This window comes from Clostridium sp. AM49-4BH, from assembly GCF_003478335.1.
GTDB lineage: Bacteria > Bacillota > Clostridia > Lachnospirales > Lachnospiraceae > Butyribacter.
In genome coordinates this window covers 1-17694 of the sequence record NZ_QUFB01000041.1, presented here as the reverse complement: position 1 = coordinate 17694, position 17694 = coordinate 1, and the positions used below count along the sequence as shown (strand labels likewise).

Genomic DNA, 17694 nt, shown 5'->3' with positions numbered 1-17694 from the left:
TTAATTTTTGTAAGATTATGTCTCCAAAATGCTTAGAAACAACTACCGCATTTTCAAATCTCATGTTCTTGTTGAAATATTCTGCGATAGGCGCTTGGTGTCACACCATGTCTTTCCCTAAAATACTGAGTAAAGCGACTTTGTGAACCAAATGCACAATGTTCACTGATCTCGCCGATAGACTTATCGGTATACTTCAAAAAATACTCGCTTGCTTCAATTTTTTCATTGATAATATATTGCTTCAGCGAAATCCCCTCCTGCTTGCGAAAACGATCGGATAAATAATTCGGTGTGACGTCAAACTCTTTTGCAATGTCTGTCACTTGAAGTTTATCCATAATATGCAGATAAATATAATTTCTGACCTGAGAAGTTAATACATCTTCACAGTTTTTTCGCTGCAGATCGCGTACCTCACGCGCAAAGATAAATTCTGCCTCTCTGGTCGCCTTCTCAACTTCCAGTGGCTCCTGCAGATTATCCTCTACATTGCGTAAAAAGCTATCACACATAGACAAGGCTTTTTCCGGGGTGACTCCTCCCTGAATGGCGCTTCGAGACGCACTGCTGATCACCCATATTGCTATATTTTTGTAGTGTCTTAGTACATCCTTGGAAACATTTCCGATCTCTCCTCCATAAGATTCATTAATACTTTCTTCCAACGCCTGCAGATCTCCTCTGCGAATGCTCTCCTGCTCACGGCGCTCCTGTCGGATCGGATTGTGCGCTTTACGCCTCTCCTGATAATGCAGCATATCATTTGTCAGATGCTTTGCAATACTGGCATCCGGCTCCTCCAATACATTCCAGAATACATTTCCCGGCATTTCCTGTCCGGTAATGGATTTCCAACAAAGCTCTATGATCGCGCGAAATTCATCCTTTCCACAATAAGAAATGCCTATGGAATCATTGCCTACCGCATAATACACGCGTATCCTGCCTAACACAATATATTCCCCTACAGGCGATTGGATGACTGCGTATGCCACGCCCTTTCCATCCATCTTAATATATGGTTTTTCTTTTCCTTTTCCCTGAAACTCCCTTGGTGCAACCGGCTGACACACACCTTCCTCAAAGCTGTGTATCAGATTCCCTTCCCGGTCAAAGACATTGATGGGTCCATGCAATAATTTGTGTAGTCGCTCTAATAAGTAAATATCCATATTGTTTTCCCCGCCTTTCTATAATGCGCTTTTCTCTCACTCAACTTGTCTTCGAATGGCTTCCTCCACTCGTTTGACCTCAGCATAAAATTCTCTTGCAGACCATAATTTGCAGCCTTGCCCTCGGATGATCAGCTGCTCCAGGCCATCCGAAGTTGCCACAGTTACATCATGTTCCCGCCCCATGTTATGAGCAAGTTTTTCGATATATTGATCTGCTGTTTCCGCCTCCTTCGTATATACCACATGTATATTGTGATAATCCAGCATCTGACCAATGCCACCTTTTACCTTATAAGCATCAAATACAAGGATCAGTGTCATCCCCATATAAGCTTGATAATTACATAAAATATCCATCAGGCGGTCTCTGGCTGCGTCAATATTATCCTTTGCCAGCTCGTTCAGTTCGTCCCATGCAAACACTATATTATAGCCATCCACCAGCAGATACTTTTCCGCCGAACGCTTGTAAGCGACAGGTCCACGACTGTCTGTGGACGAAACAACACGTTTTCGCTGTCTGATCCAATTTTTCTTCTGATTGCGGTTTGCGCCACCCGCTTGTCCAAGAATAGAACGAATCTCTTCTTCTCCCATCGAGTATTCCGTATCATACCGCATTCTGCGCCTCATTGCTGCTGTCATAGGCTCCGCATAGTCGTCTTCCGGTGACTGCTTACCTTCCAAAGAATACCCATTATCTACGTGTACATGATCTGCCACTTCATCCCAAGGAACGATATAGCCGGAACCATGTGCTGTAAACACAGAATCCGCTGTTGCCGCATAATCCAGATCCGGATCATAACCAATCTGTGCAACCACTTCTTCCGTATTGTGGCATGGTCGATATCCGCACAACTGACAGGACATCTTTCCTTTACCACCGGTATAAGCAGACAAATCCTTCTGATAGGAGCGTATTGTCGCAACCGGTGCTTCTCCGGCAAGAACTGCGTATTCTCCCGATGAATCCGGTGCATTCAGTTTCGCACTCATTCGCTCCATGTCCGTCATTGCCCGTCCCAACTGTTCGGTCGGCAGCTCCAAACGGAACGAATAGTACGGCTCCAGTAAGATCGTTTCTGCCTGTCTAAGTCCCTGCCTGACTGCACGGTAGGTCGCCTGTCTGAAATCGCCGCCCTCCGTATGCTTCACATGTGCTTTACCTGCAATAACGGAGATCCGCATATCCGTGATCTCTGATCCGGTAAGCACTCCGCGATGTTTCTTTTCCTGCAAATGAGTTAGGATCAAACGCTGCCAGTTTTTGCTCAGCATATCTTCGCTGCAATTCGTGTCAAACACCAGACCGGATTCCGGCTCACCGGGCTCCAACAACAAATGAACCTCTGCATAATGTCGTAATGGTTCAAAATGCCCCATACCGATAACCGGTGCCGCTATGGTTTCTTTGTAAACGATATTTCCCTCGCCAAAAGTGACATGCATACGATAACGATCAAATAACTGCTGCCTGATCACTTCGATCTGCACCTCGCCCATCACCTGTGCATGAAGTTCTTTGAGTGTTTCATCCCATATAATATGAAGCTCAGGTTCCTCCTCTTCAAGCTGCTTCAAGAGCGGAAGTGCACGTCTTACATCCCAGTCCGGTTCCAAAAAGATCCGATACGTCAAAACCGGCTCTAATATTGGAACCTCATCGTGTTCCATAAAGCCAAGCCCCTCTCCCGGATACGTATGGGACAAACCGGTAACCGCACAAATTTCTCCCGCTTTGGCTTCTTTTGCCGTCGTATATTTTTCTCCGGAATAGAACCGGATCTGATTGATCTTTTCGCTCCAGATCTGCTCTTCATCGCCATCATCAGATTGCAGCTGCTTTTTGCCTTGTAATAACTGTCTCGCCTGCAGGCGTCCACCCGTCACTTTCAAATGTGTCAGTCGATTGCCCTGCTCATCTCTGGATATCTTGTATACTCTGGCGCCAAACTCATCTCCATACTGACCGGGTTCTGTATATTGCCACAATCCCTTTAGAAATGTTTCAACTCCCTGCATTTTTAGTGCAGAGCCAAAATAACATGGAAACAACTTCCGTTGTCTGATCAGCCGGATCACATCTGCATCTTCAAGTGTTCCATCCTGCAAAAAGCGTTCCAACAGATCCTCTTCACACATGGCTGCCGCTTCCATCACGCTCTCAGGTTCTGCCATAAAATCAACACAGGCATCCGAAAGCTTTTCCTGTAGTTCCTGCATGATCCGACCACGATCCGTATCCGGCATATCCATTTTATTGATAAAAAGAAACACCGGAATATCGTAGTAAGCAAAAAGCTGCCATAACGTCTCGGTATGGCTTTGCACGCCATCAGCAGCACTAACGACTAATACTGCATAGTCCAGTACCTGCAATGCACGCTCCATTTCTGCCGAAAAATCTACATGTCCCGGTGTATCTAATAGCGTAACCGTTCCATCCTGCAACGCAAAGCGCGCAGGCTTGGAAAAAATAGTGATCCCCCGGTCACGTTCCATATGATTGTTATCTAAAAAAGCATTTTGATCGTCAACACGCCCTAATTGGCGGATCGACCCTGCCGTATACAAAAGTCCCTCCGACAGTGTCGTTTTACCCGCATCAACGTGCGCCAATATTCCTATGGTAATATGTTTCATATATATTCACTTTCTATCTGCGATCCTTCGCCGGTGTAATATCCCCGGTACTCTCGCTAATGATAAATCGTGGCCGTTCCTTGGTTTCCATGTAAATCTTACCAATGTACTCTCCAATAACGCCCAAACTAAGCAACTGCACACCGCCCAAAAATAAAATACAGCACAAAAGACTTGACCATCCACCAACAGTCATTCCGCATATCTTTTCAATGATCGTTGCAACAATAGCGATCAAACTGATCACACAAACAATAAATCCCATGCTGGTGATCATACTGATCGGTTTGACGGAAAAGCTGGTAATGCCATCAAACGCAAACGAAAGCATTTTTTTCAATGGATAATGGCTCTCTCCGGCAATTCTCTCAGCACGTTCATAGTAAACGCAGGAATAGCGAAAACCTACTAACGGCGCCATTCCACGTAAGAACAGATTAACCTCTTTGAACTGTGCTAATCCCTCCAGCGCTTCTTTACTCATCAAACGGTAATCTGCATGATTGTATACAACATCTGCGCCCATCGCCGCCATAACTTTATAAAAGCCCTGCGCCGTAGCACGCTTGAATACCGTATCTGTCTTTCTCTCGGAACGCACACCATAGACGATCTGTGATCCTCCCAAATACTCGTCCACCATCCGCGTCATCGCTGTCATATCATCCTGACCGTCACAGTCGATCGATATTGTAATATCTGCATATTGTTTTGCTGTCATCAGTCCTGCAAAAAGAGCATTCTGATGTCCACGATTACGTGACAAACATAAACCTCGATCTGCTCTTCTTCCTCTGCAAACTTGCTGATCAATTCCCAAGTAGCATCTTTGCTTCCATCATTTACAAACATGACACGGCTCTCTTCTGCAATCTTCCCTTCTGAGATCATGCCACGCAGCGTCTGCAAAAATAATGGTTCTGTTTCCGGTAATACTTTTCTTCATTGTAACAAGGAATTACAATGTATAAAATTGGTTTACTCGTCATGATATACCCCCTGTATTGTGTCTTTGTTTCTTTCATAGATACCATGGATCATTTTCCTGCATAGCAACGTATAAGAATGCATACCTCGCTTCTCCATGACCCTTGGCAGTATTATATCAAATATTGTTTCAAGATGGCAACCTTGTCTGTCTGCTCCCAAGGAAGGTTTAAGGTGTTTCTTCCAAAATGTCCATATGCCGCAGTTTGGCGATAGATCGGTCTGCGCAGATCGAGCATCTTGATTATACCAGCCGGACGAAGATCAAAGTTATCACGGATGATCTCAACCAAACGGCTGTCGGATAATTTGCCGGTACCAAACGTATCTACCATAACAGAAGTCGGCTGTGCAACGCCGATCGCATAGGAAAGCTGAATCTCACAACGGTCTGCAAGACCTGCCGCTACGATATTTTTGGCAACGTAACGTGCTGCATATGCAGCCGAACGATCTACCTTTGTGCAGTCTTTTCCCGAAAAAGCTCCGCCACCGTGACGTGCATATCCGCCATACGTATCTACGATGATCTTACGACCAGTCAATCCGCTGTCACCATTCGGTCCGCCGATCACGAATCTGCCGGTTGGATTGATAAAATATTTCGTATCTTCACTTACTAATTCTGCCGGAAGGATCGGATCAATCACATACTTACGAATATCTTCATGGATCTGCTCCTGTGATACATCCTCTGCATGTTGACTCGAAATAACCACAGCACTGATATGTATCGGCTTACCGGCTTCATCATACTCTACTGTCACCTGACTTTTGCCATCCGGTCGAAGATAAGAAAGTGTTCCATTCTTACGCATCTCTGTCAACCGGCGTGTCAACTGATGTGCCAAAGAAATCGCATATGGCATGCAATCCTCCGTCTCGTTGGTTGCATAGCCAAACATCATTCCCTGATCTCCTGCACCGATTGCTTCAATCTGTGCATCAGACATATCCATTTCACCGTTCTTTGCCTCAAAAGCCTTATCAACACCCATAGCTATATCTGCAGACTGCTGATCTAACAACACCTTTACCTTACAGGTATCACAGTTGAATCCTTTGGCATCATCGTCATAACCAATCTCACGGATCGTCTCACGCGCGATCTTCTCATAATCAACCTTAGCTCTCGTGCTGATCTCGCCCATGATCATCACATAATCTGTCGTAATGACTGTCTCACAAGCAACACGGCTCATCGGATCCTGTTCCATCAATGCATCCAATACAGCATCGGAAATGTTATCACATATTTTGTCCGGATGTCCTTCCGTAACCGATTCCGATGTAAACAAACGTTTCTCCATAATTTCCTCCATTCTGCCGTACCATTCTATACGGTCTATCTACGAATATTTCCAAAAAGAAAAAGCCCACCTAAACCGACGACAGATGGACTTGATTTCAACTTGATCTCAAACCCTCTTATTGCTCGATTTCTCGCTGAGATTGGCACCTTCCTGTCAGGGGTTGCCGTGGTTTCACAGAGCCTTCACTCTCCGCCACTCTAAATAAGAGTTGTTTTGTGAACTATTTTCTTATACCGTGTAATAACACACAACTTTTATATTATACCTTTCGACGCATTTCGTCAATACCCAAACGAGACTATTCGCCAAAATTATGAACCATTTATGATAATGTCCAATATACCACAAAGGAAAATGTCTCAAAACAATATCCGTTCAGAAGATCCAAACATATCTCCTCAGCAGCAAGCGGGCATACATACTAAAAAATTTTATAGTGCTACATCGGTACATTTGGCATACATACTAAAAAATTTTATAGTGCTGCATCGGTACATTTAATAAGAAATGTTCCATTAAATCATGGAGTACGATAACAGGACCCGACAACCAGAACCATAAATTACAATATAAAAGACAGATCTGCCCCCGAAAGTTGTACTGCTGTCCGGAATAATCCCATACCGCCAGATGCAGATAACGATTCACGATCATGCCGACAACAAATTCCACCACCGTGATCATAAGACTGCACAAAAGCATCTGCCCCACCAGTGATGCCTGTCCACCCAGTAGATTTTGCACAGCACCGACTAACACAAAACAAATTCCACCAGCTAGCAGCATTGATATATGAGAATAACCCCGCATTAATATTTCTAATGCGCAATATAAAAATCCTCCTGTAAAAAACATGATCGTATATGCCTGTGCCGGATTCATATCTGCTATTCTCCTTCCTTTGCCATATGTTCTGCTATTCTCAAACATAGTATGTATTTTTTTTAAAATTTTATTCTTGTTGATAATGATTGGTTTTTATCAGGTATTGTGCTAACATAACAAGAGAATACTTAAGCAGAAAGCGAGGATTTTGATATATGAACCAAACCATCTTAAAACGACTGGATGCTGCGATCACATCAACATTGATCGGACACAGTGAAGATCCTGACTGTAATGTCGGCGCATCCATCTGTATACTCCATCGCGGCGAGGAAGTATACCGCAAAGAATACGGCGAAGCAGACAAAGAAAAACACCATCCAATGAAACCAGATACGATCTTCCGCTGTTATTCTATGACAAAGCCGATCACTTCTGTTGCTGTGATGACTTTGGTAGAAAAGGGGGCATTAGCACTATCCGACCCGGCCAGCAAATATTTACCGGGGTTTAAAGATCAAAAAGTATATACCGATCAGGGACTTGTTCCGGCGAACCGCGAAGTCACTATCCAAGATCTGTTGGATATGACTGCCGGTGTAGTTTACCCGGATGCATCTTTTCCTGCCGGTGCTATTATGGACAAAATCCAAGCAGATTTCTATGATAAGATCGCCAAAGGCGAACCGACTCCTTCTACCTATGAATTGGCAAATATCATCGGTCAACAGCCTCTGGCATTCCAGCCAGGCGAGCGCTGGTTATACGGTTTTTGCGCAGACGTTCTCGGCGCCATCGTGGAAGTCGTATCCGGCAAACGCTACATTACATATCTCAAAGAAACTATTTTTGAACCGCTCGGCATGACAGACACTGATTTCTATGTCCCAGAGCAAAAGCAGGACCGTTTTATGCAGTTCTATCAATATATGCCGGAAACTCAAACGTTAGATCCATGCACCTGGCAGCATTTATGCCTGTCTCATATGCATCTAAAACAGCCATCTTTTGAATCCGGTGGCGCAGGTTTGGTATCTACCTTGAGCGATTACGCCAAATTTGCACAGATGATGTTAAACAAAGGAACGTATCAGGGTGTCCGCATTTTGGGACGCAAAACAGTAGAATGGATGACACAGAATCATCTTAATGAAAAACAGCTGGTAAGCTTTGACTGGGAAGCATTAAAAGGTTATGGCTATGGCAATCTGATGCGTTGTATGATCCATACAGAACTTTCCGAAAGCATTGGATCTAATGGCGAATTTGGATGGGACGGCTGGTTAGGCAGCTATGTAAGTATGGATCCGGCTGAGGATCTGGCGATCATTTATGTGATCAACAAATGCGGTGGTAACGGTTACCGGGATGTACAAGTTATCCGCGATATTGTATATGCCGCATTAGAAGATTAGCAGATCACTCCAAGAAAGGTTAGGTGAGCAGTATATGAATACTTCACAGGCAGAAGGCATTGATCAGCTTCAAAGCTGGGTCAATGAAAGTAAACGTATTGTGTTTTTTGGCGGCGCCGGAGTCTCAACCGAAAGCGGCATCCCGGATTTTCGCAGTGTAGATGGTTTGTATCATCAAAAATATGATTATCCACCGGAAACCATTCTCAGCCATACGTTTTTTATGCGAAATACAAAAGCGTTCTATGACTTTTACCGCGATAAGATGATCTGTCTGGACGCCAAGCCAAATATCACTCATCTGAAATTGGCAGAAATGGAACAAAAAGGCAAACTTACTGCTGTTGTGACTCAAAATATTGATGGGCTTCATCAAGCAGCAGGCAGCAAAACGGTATACGAACTCCATGGATCCGTGCACCGCAATTACTGCACCAAATGCCATACATTTTATGATATTCACTGTATTACCGAAAGCACAGGCATTCCGACTTGTGAATGTGGTGGTATTATCAAGCCGGATGTTGTATTATACGAAGAGGGATTAAATGATGCAACAGTAACCGGTGCTGTCAAAGCGATCAGCGAATCCGATCTCATGATCATCGGCGGCACTTCTCTCGCTGTATATCCGGCCGCCGGACTACTGCATTATTTCCATGGAAACCATTTGGTATTGATCAATAAATCTGCCACCCCGATGGATGCAGATGCAGATCTTTTGTTACAATGTGGACTTGGGGAAGTCTTTTCCCGGATTGAAATTTAATGTGCGCGAAGGCAAAATTGCATATAGCTATCAGTCAGATGCCGGTATCTATACCTGGCAGATGACTGGTCGCTATGTGAACGCTTTGGCATAAGCGTTGCAAATAAGCTTGTGAAACAAGCGACAAAGCTCTGAAAGAGCAGATTTGCGAGTTTGATAAAAAGACTAATTACTAACAAGAAAGAAAGGATTGATGACTATGCATTACTCTTATACTACAAAAGGAACTTGTTCCAGTGAAATTGAATTTGATCTGGATGGTGATATTGTTCATAACGTACAATTTGTCGGTGGCTGTAACGGTAACCTAAAGGCGATCAGCTCTTTGGTTGACGGTCTGACCGTAGAACAGGTCGTAGATAAAGTCAAGGGCATCACGTGCGGTTTCAAAAGCACATCCTGCTCGGACCAGCTTGCAACCGCACTGTTGGAAGCACTCGACACAGTACAATAATTCACCAAACTATTTATTCACACTTGTTTAGAAGCTATGCGTTTCGTTTATGAATCACATATTGTTTCTATCTTTTCTCAAAATGGTACAGGCGGCTTACGGCATCTCCCCAGAGATCACCGATCAACAGGCCGCCTTTCATTAATATTTCACCGGTATATTCCCTTTGCGTCACATCACAATAATAAACCGCTTCCGGATCCAGTCCCTGTAAATGTACCTTACGGCTTCGGCGGTTCGGTTCCGCGAGCACCTGTACAAATGTCATTAAAGCCTCTTTCTGATCTTTTGACACAACCATATAAGCATCATAGTAGTGATTTTCTGCATACGATGCGAGTCTATAGTAATCCCCATTTCGGATCAATAATTGGTAGGTATGATACATCTCTGTCTGCTCACGGATCAACGCCTTCTCTTCCTCGGATAACTTTGTCACATCAAGCTCATAACCAAATGTTCCCGCCAATGCGACATGTCCACGAGTCACAAACGGAGTATTGCGTCCTACCGTATGATTTGGGCAGGCGCTAACATGCGCCCCTATCGTGGATAATGGATAAATTAACGCTGTTCCCTCCTGAATACCTAAACGCTCCACGGCATCTGTGTCATCAGAGCACCAGATCTGTGGGCTGTAATATAGCATTCCCGGATCAAATCGCCCCCCGCCTCCGGAACAATTTTCCAACAACAGATCCGGAAATTCCGTAATCAGCCGCTCCTGCATACGATATACTGCTAACACATACCGATGAAGTAATTCCTGACCATGCTCTTTGTCCAAATATGCACTTCCAAGATCCGACAGTTGGCGGTTCATGTCCCATTTTACGTACATGATCGGTGCACTGCGCAAAATACGTGCCACCGATTCATAAGCATACTCCTCAACTTCCGGATTCGATAGATCCAACACTCCCTGCGCCCGGCTAAGAGTCGGCTCACGTCCCGGTATTTGGATCATCCAGTCCGGATGTGCGCGAAACAGATCCGAATCCGGAGAGATCATCTCCGGCTCAAACCATATGCCAAACTTCAAGCCGATTTTATTAATGCTGTCTACCAAATATTTTAAACCACCGGTAAGTTTTGCTTCATTCACATACCAATCTCCCAACGAAGACTCATCATTGTTACGTCTGCCAAACCAGCCATCATCCATCACAAACAGCTCTATGCCACAGTCTTTCGCAGTCTGCGCAATATCCAATAACTTTTCCGTTGTAAAATCGAAATACGTTGCTTCCCAATTGTTGATCAGAATCGGACGCTCTGTGTTTTTGTAGCGGCTGCGGATCAGATGCTCCCGGTAAAAATCATGAAGTGAACGTGTCATCTTGCCAAGACCTTCCGACGAGTAGGTGAGAACTACTTCCGGTGCCTGAAAGCTCTGTCCCGGTGTCAGCTTCCATCCAAATTCATAGGAGTGTATTCCCATTGTCATACGTATCATGTCATGCTGCGACACTTCCACCTGTCCCAAAAAATTGCCGGAATAGACAAAATGCATTGCATACACATCTCCTTGGGTCTGCGTTGTACCCGGTGTAACCAGTGCAATAAACGGATGCTCCTGATGCCCGGATTCCCCACGGATCGACGCCGCTGACTGTCTTCCATATCCAATTCTCCGGCGCTGTATACGTCGTTCTCTGGCCCATGCGCCCGGCAAAGTCAGCAACTCATAATCTTCCTCATAATCCATATCCAGACAGGCACTATATATTTTTTCAATGGTAAGCGTCTGCTCTCCCCGATTGTGTACCCGCACAGAACGAGTGATCACATCCTCCCTCTCAAAAGCTGTATACGATAGCACAACTTCTACACCAAGCACTCGATCCTGACAAATAAGCTCTAACGTCTGTACTGCTGTACCGGCATCTTCCGTATCCATCTGTGAATCAGTAACAAAAGAAGCCGGAAGACCCTCTAGTGGTGTCTTGCCGGAATATATTCGATGCTCTTTGTAAAGGATTTCCGTTCCCAGGCATCCATGTTCATCTCGAATATCCAAGCAGCTTTCCCGAAAATCCCCAATGCCGCCGGTTGGCAGTTCCATCGGAAAGCTTTCCAAAAAAACGCATTTTTCGCGTTTGTTGCGCTCTGGTGTATATGGATATTCCTCCATCCGAAGCAAATATCCACCGTCAATGTGCTGTAAACGCTCCCCATAATAAATATGACCCAAATATCCTTCCGGTGTAATGCCGATCATGTAACTGGTACTCTTGGTATTTAGTTGGAAAATATGCTGTTTCTTATCATAAATAATCATTCTATTCTTTACACCTTTCCTCCATGGATCACGATGATTTATTTTGCAATAGTTGGTCCAGATGTGACTCAATCCTCACGTATCTGACCATTTGCAATGTTTTGCTGTATGATCGAATCTACGACTTCGAACAATGTTTCTGATCCAAGACGCGTCTTACTCTGCCGTCCGTATACCTGCTGCGCCGTAACCTCATGTTCTTTCCAATCCGCACCACCATTACTGTTGTTTAACATTAACGGCTGTAAATTATCCATAGCATGTGCGAACTTCGATTCCGGCGTTTCAAACGCCTCAAACTCATCAAACAATGCGATCAGTTCTTCCTTTTGTTCATCCGGTAAGAGCGAAAAGATCCGCTCCTTTGCAGCATTCTCTCTTGCTGTCTGCGTCTTCAGATTCTCTGCATCATACGCATAAGTATCCCCTGCATCGATCTCTACAATATCATGGATCAAGCACATTAACATCACCTTTGCAACGTCAATTTTTTCATTCGAATATTCCCGAAGTACATACGCCATAATCGCCATATGCCAAGCATGCTCTGCATCATTTTCATTTCTTCCATGTCCGGAAAGATGCGTCTGCCGAAAAATATTCTTCTCCTTATCAATCTCCAATGCAAATGCAAGCTGTTTTTTTAATCGTTCATCCATCACATACTACTCCTTTTCCTGAAATACTGCATGTTCAAAACATCATATATCCCAAGCAGTTATTTATCCCTGTAATCCATCCGCAGGACGAATCATGATCTTCAGGTACGATTTTAAGTAAGTGCAAACATATCCCTACAAATCATCTTCCCTGTCTCTGTTCTAAAAATCGTTGTATACGCATGCTGTACTGCCTGCTGTGATAATGTATCTTCATACATATTCACCAAAAAATCTGCCTCAACCAAAATCTGATAGTCGATCCCATCCATATCCTCATAGGTATGATGATGTGCGATCAAATATTGTACTCTGGTCGATACATCCTCCGGGAACCGCAACTTGGCAAGCAATTGTTGCGCCAGTCCCGGACCTTCCTGTTCCTGTAATTTACCCCCGCAGTCGCCATATTTTTGTTCGCATATATGAATGCCTATGTCATGCGTTAATGCTGCTGTCTCAAGAATAAACCTAGTCTTCTCATCCACATTCTCCAGTTCTGCTATTAATTTTGCATAGCTGTGAACTTTGCAAAAATGCTGTATTCTTTTCGGATCCCCTGCATACAACTTAATCATTTCGGCGTGCAACTTGTTAATCATAATAATTTTTCATCCTACTTTCTTACTCTAATCCCATTGCTTTAATAATCCGCTTCACTGCTTCCTCATCCAACTCTACAAATTCTGCTATGGATGCTATGCTTTCTCCACGTTTGTATAGCTTTCGAATAGACCGTTCATTGGTTTTGGCTATTCCTGTTTCTTCACCTTCCTTCAAGCCCTCTTCATAACGCTGCCGATATTCGTATTCTAACGTCATATATCCCAACCTCCAACTCTCATTTTGACGGGCCGAACGCACTGCTTCCTCTAACTGCTTCGTATACTCATCCGACGCACCTTTTCCATCAATATAATCCAAAATCCGTTTCATTTCGGGACTCACATCATCCATCGTCCCCTTCGTACTTAAGATTATCTTAACTGCGTCATCATCTAATGTCAATGCCGTATTTTCCTGACAGATATTGCAAAATGTGTAAATATGCCGGCCTTCTCCGAACGGATCAAATGTGCAAATGAAGATCACATAACTTTTCTTTAATTTCGTGTAATCCTGACCTTTCTGCAATATGTTAAGGTCTATCACGCCTTGATAATACCGCATCCGTTTCGGTAGATTCCTATTATCTGACGTCTGCATCTCCAAGTTAAAGACCGTGTTCTGATCATCTTCCACATACACATCTAACCGTATTGCTTTGGCATTTGCAGACAGATCAATACTCTTCTGTGACTGCGGATATACGACCTTTCGAATCTTGATCTTCAAGATCATCTCCAAAAATGGTTTTACATATTTGGGATCATGCATGATCAATCCAAGCATAAAGTCGTCTTTTAGCTCCAGTTCTTCGTATGGTTTTATTTCTCTTGCCATAGTGTACTCCCCCTCTTTCCTATTACGCATTTACACATATTGTTTCGTACGTGATAATATATCATCTTTCAAGAGGGATTACTATAGGCAATATTCACATATTTATAAGATTATTATGTACATATCTCACAACATTCTACTTTCTCTGCAGGTCACAACAGCAAGAACAGCGATGTCGGCTTTTTTGTCTTCCTATCGTTAATTCTCTTTCTTCGGGCTCAAATGCTGTTCTCTGCACTTTGATTGTTTTGATGCATAGATCATTCCAGTGCATTGCCTGACAAAATTGATTGATAGCTGCAATGTACGAATTAATACTGGTAGCCTTGTAGGTGCTGCTCACTTCCAGATCTCTTTTATATTCCAGCATAAGCGTTTTCGTTAGGATCCTTCCGTCCGCGTATTGCTGCAATTTACGGACATCCCGTACATATTTATCTATCGTACTCGGGGACTTTTCTGCTTTGTATAAACATTGACGGAAGCGAATAATTTCCCGCTCCGTGATAACTTTTTGCTTTGTCTTTTGTTTCATCTTCGTCCTGCTTTCTCCGCCGTTTGGTGCGGTTTTCTAATATTAGACCGTTCAACTTAGCCTAATTCAAACTTCCCATACCTCATTATCTCACACAGCCACATATTGCTTATTATGTCGATGGTTTAATTATATTTTGCAGCTGACATATAGTGAATACTGCCATCAAAAACTATAGCAATTGCCTTGCCGCAATTAGTTTTCATAGTGATTTCTAAATTTTGTTGTCTCAGATGTATGATTTACATGCCTTTCGGAAACTCGAAGTCTCGGAAGCAAGGTATTCATCATTTTTGAAAGGGACTTTGCGCTCGTCGTTACTTATGTCTCGTATTTCAGAGACATTAAGTAACGTGACGTAGCGCATCGTAGCGGAAGCGTCCCGTCCAAAAATGTATGATACCTTGCTAAACCGAGACATCTCATACACTCCTTCAGGCATGTATTCATCAGAGACTTAACAAAATAAGAAATCACTATGAAAACTCTGCGTTCTTCGGCAATTGTCTTAGTTTTTTTGATGGCAGGATAATTTACTTTATCGGCTGCAAAATAGCTATTATTTTACTGACATAATAAGCAATATGTGGTTTGGTCAATAACTCCCGGTATGGGAAGTTTTACTTAGCCTAATATATTGTATAACGAAAATGAATACTGTTTTAAATTTTCAGATAAAATACAGAGGACTTTTTGAAATCTCTAGCATCAAAAAGCCCTCTGCATCATTTTATATTACTTGTGATGATTAGTTGTGACAATTCATTAATAAGCTACATTAACCTGATATACATAAATTCCATTTCTCGTTGAATACAGATAATAGGTACCTGCAGAAGGAATTTTGTATGTTACCGTAGATGGTGTTCCTGTGATCGTAGCATTTCCTACTGTGTTTCCACCTACGCTACCGGATGCCAGACGCAATGTTCTGGATGCGGATGTTGATGTGGATGCTGCCGTAACTTTTACCGTACAAGCTCCCGTTGCCGTAAACTTGATATATCTTCCGGTGCTGTTACCACCACCATTCATTTGCAATACTTTGCTGTAACTTGTGCCATTTACAGTAGTGTTGCGATTAAGCACCGCTACATTTTTGCCAGAAGATGCCCCGATTGTAAAACTTCCTGATGTAATGGCATTTGTATGGTTTCCGTAAGTAAGATCATTGGCTGACAGACTGATGTCTGTGCCCTTTGTGTCTGATGCTTTTTCTAAGATCCATAACTGGCAGGCACCACCCCAATAAGAATACTGAGCGATATTGCCACCTGCAGCCGTACTCCAATTATATACATCAAGGCAGGAAGCACTGGAGGTTACTCTTGTCTTAATCGCATAGGCTCCATTTGATATCTTTTGAATGTCAAATAACTGGTTGTTGGAACCCTTATAGCTGTATTGCAAAATATTAGCGCCATCAGCGGTACTTTTGCCTGCAACATCTACTACCTTTGAATATCCGCTGGCACCTGTATAAATATAGTAATATCCTGTTGCAGAATCCTTTACCAACTTGAATTTCTGACGATCTGTGCCTGTGTACGTATACTGCTGCACATTAGCATTGTTAGAAGCTGAGCCATTAGCAACGTCCAAATATAAACCACTGAAGGAACTCTTAATATAATATGTTCCCTCTAAAGAAGATGCGGAACTGTTGGAGCTGTTGGAACTGCTGCTTTTTGGATATACTGATGCAATGGCATCAATAATCTTTTGCTGTGTTACTTTACAGGTACTTCTGTCAATCACGCCAAAACCATATGTGCCCGTATAGCCATTATCCCAAAGGACCGGCACCATGCCATACTTCTTAGCATAAGTACATACTTTTTTCGCAAACTCTGCTCTCTGTGCAGCGCTTGTAGAATCGTATGCTGACTTATCAATTGAACCATACTCACCGATCACTACCGGGTAACCTGCTGCTACGAACTTGTTATACAAGCTGGAAAACTGTGATTTCAGAGCAGATTCATCACCCCAGGAAGATATCTTTGAGCTGTTTGTTGCTGTCTCTCCCCACTGTGTTACATTAGAAGATTCCTCTCCACAGAAATCCCATGGATCATAGTAATGGACAGAAATCATAATTCTTGGAGTAGAAATGCTGCTGTCTCTGTAATTGTCTGTTGGCAGGGAAAATCCGTAATTACCAACTGTATATGTAATATTGGTATTCCATCCAGGGATCATGAGCCAACGCTTTGCATTGTTGCCACCTGTCTGACGAACTGTGTCTACAAAGATCTGATTGTAAGCATTAATATTTGCATATGCCGTGGATGAAGGTGTTCCGTATGTTCCATCGAATTCTTCATTCATAGACTCAAATACTAAATGCTGATCATAATTTTTGAACTTAGTTGCAATCTGTTTCCACACAGCCTTATACTTTGCCTTGATCGCTGTCTGGTTGGAAGATCCACAAAACAGCCAACCACCATCCAAAGTAGTATAACCATCACCATGCATGTTGATGATCGCATACAAACCATTGTTTACACACATATCTACCACTTGCTGTACTCTGTTCAACCAACCGGCATCTACCGTATAGTTGCTGTCTGAGCCGATGTGTCCCATATAGGATACCGGAATGCGGATGGATGTAAAACCTGCGTTTTTCACCGCTTTGATCAGATTTTCCGTAATGGTCGGATTACCCCACGCTGTTTCACTAGGTACTCCGTTATTTGCTGCTTCCAACTGATTTCCCAGATTCCAGCCTGCTCCCATCGCAGATACAAACTGGCTCTGATTCAGATCCTGAAACGATCCGGATGCTGCCTCTGATTTTGCTTGCTGACCGAATGACAATACGCTAATAGAACAAATAACCATTGCCAATGTCAATACATGCGCCAACCATTTTTTTGTCTTGTTCATAAAATTACCTTCCCTTTCTGAAACTGTTTATTCTTTTGTACCCATTCCTTGGAATACGCTTGATTTCTGATCCCCATTCAGATATTTTCCCTATTTGCTTTCTCACCCAAACATACTTTTCCCAATTGGCGCAGTTCCGTTCCGCCGTTTCCCTATTTACACTTTTTTGTTTGAATTGCACATAATCATATTGACAATTATAGCCATATTATGAATTTTTTTTACAATACTTATTCATATTTTGTTCATATTTTCGCCATAATACACAAAGAAACATTTTCGAAACTATCTACG

13 protein-coding genes, 1 pseudogene and 1 riboswitch are annotated in these 17694 nt (G+C 43.1%); of the genes and pseudogenes, 3 read left to right on the top strand and 11 right to left on the bottom strand.

Going from position 1 to position 17694, the window contains the following annotated elements:
- Positions 1-53: 53 nt before the first annotated feature.
- The 5 genes and pseudogenes from DW981_RS11060 to DW981_RS11040 all read right to left on the bottom strand — a co-directional run bounded on the left by DW981_RS11060 (position 54) and on the right by DW981_RS11040 (position 7006).
- Entirely contained in the window at positions 54-1175 is a 1122-nt protein-coding gene (locus tag DW981_RS11060; protein WP_118507758.1) for a helix-turn-helix transcriptional regulator, read from the bottom strand.
- A gap of 36 nt (positions 1176-1211) precedes the next feature.
- The gene (locus DW981_RS11055; RefSeq protein WP_118507757.1) at positions 1212-3824 is read right to left on the bottom strand and encodes a TetM/TetW/TetO/TetS family tetracycline resistance ribosomal protection protein; all 2613 of its coding nucleotides are present in this window, start codon (positions 3822-3824) and stop codon (positions 1212-1214) included.
- Between the two features lie 13 nt (positions 3825-3837).
- Positions 3838-4813 (bottom strand): annotated as a pseudogene (locus DW981_RS11050) (glycosyltransferase).
- A gap of 111 nt (positions 4814-4924) precedes the next feature.
- Positions 4925-6121: a methionine adenosyltransferase gene (gene metK / locus DW981_RS11045; protein WP_022025589.1), complete on the bottom strand. Its 1197-nt coding sequence runs from the start codon at positions 6119-6121 to the stop codon at positions 4925-4927.
- 115 nt (positions 6122-6236) lie between these two features.
- Positions 6237-6332: riboswitch (SAM riboswitch) on the bottom strand.
- Between the two features lie 257 nt (positions 6333-6589).
- Positions 6590-7006, bottom strand: coding sequence for a hypothetical protein (locus tag DW981_RS11040; protein WP_182434242.1), 417 nt, complete (start codon positions 7004-7006; stop codon positions 6590-6592).
- 158 nt (positions 7007-7164) lie between these two features.
- Between DW981_RS11040 and DW981_RS11035 the strand changes: the two genes are divergently transcribed.
- From DW981_RS11035 to DW981_RS11025, 3 genes are all read left to right on the top strand, one after another.
- Entirely contained in the window at positions 7165-8364 is a 1200-nt protein-coding gene (locus DW981_RS11035; protein WP_118507755.1) for a serine hydrolase, read from the top strand.
- Between the two features lie 34 nt (positions 8365-8398).
- Complete coding sequence (locus DW981_RS11030) at positions 8399-9133, top strand: NAD-dependent protein deacylase (protein WP_118507754.1); 735 nt, start codon at positions 8399-8401, stop codon at positions 9131-9133.
- 199 nt (positions 9134-9332) lie between these two features.
- On the top strand, positions 9333-9587 hold the full coding sequence (locus tag DW981_RS11025) for a TIGR03905 family TSCPD domain-containing protein (RefSeq protein WP_022024877.1): 255 nt from the start codon (positions 9333-9335) through the stop codon (positions 9585-9587).
- A gap of 67 nt (positions 9588-9654) precedes the next feature.
- Here the strand turns inward: DW981_RS11025 and DW981_RS11020 are convergent, their stop codons facing one another.
- From DW981_RS11020 to DW981_RS15165, 6 genes are all read right to left on the bottom strand, one after another.
- Positions 9655-11868: an alpha-galactosidase gene (locus DW981_RS11020; protein ID WP_118507753.1), complete on the bottom strand. Its 2214-nt coding sequence runs from the start codon at positions 11866-11868 to the stop codon at positions 9655-9657.
- Positions 11869-11936: 68 nt separating this feature from the next.
- Positions 11937-12527, bottom strand: a complete 591-nt coding sequence (locus DW981_RS11015) for an HD domain-containing protein (protein ID WP_118507752.1) — start codon at positions 12525-12527, stop codon at positions 11937-11939.
- A gap of 113 nt (positions 12528-12640) precedes the next feature.
- Positions 12641-13129: an HD domain-containing protein gene (locus DW981_RS11010; protein ID WP_118507751.1), complete on the bottom strand. Its 489-nt coding sequence runs from the start codon at positions 13127-13129 to the stop codon at positions 12641-12643.
- Positions 13130-13151: 22 nt separating this feature from the next.
- Positions 13152-13970, bottom strand: coding sequence for an Rpn family recombination-promoting nuclease/putative transposase (locus DW981_RS11005; RefSeq protein WP_118507750.1), 819 nt, complete (start codon positions 13968-13970; stop codon positions 13152-13154).
- Positions 13971-14106: 136 nt separating this feature from the next.
- Positions 14107-14505 (bottom strand): site-specific integrase, encoded by a 399-nt coding sequence (locus tag DW981_RS11000; protein ID WP_118507749.1) that lies wholly within the window; start codon positions 14503-14505, stop codon positions 14107-14109.
- 765 nt (positions 14506-15270) lie between these two features.
- Positions 15271-17400 carry a cellulase family glycosylhydrolase gene (locus DW981_RS15165; protein ID WP_182434241.1) on the bottom strand — a complete coding sequence of 710 codons (2130 nt, stop codon included), beginning with the start codon at positions 17398-17400 and terminating at the stop codon, positions 15271-15273.
- Between the last annotated feature and the right edge of the window lie 294 nt (positions 17401-17694).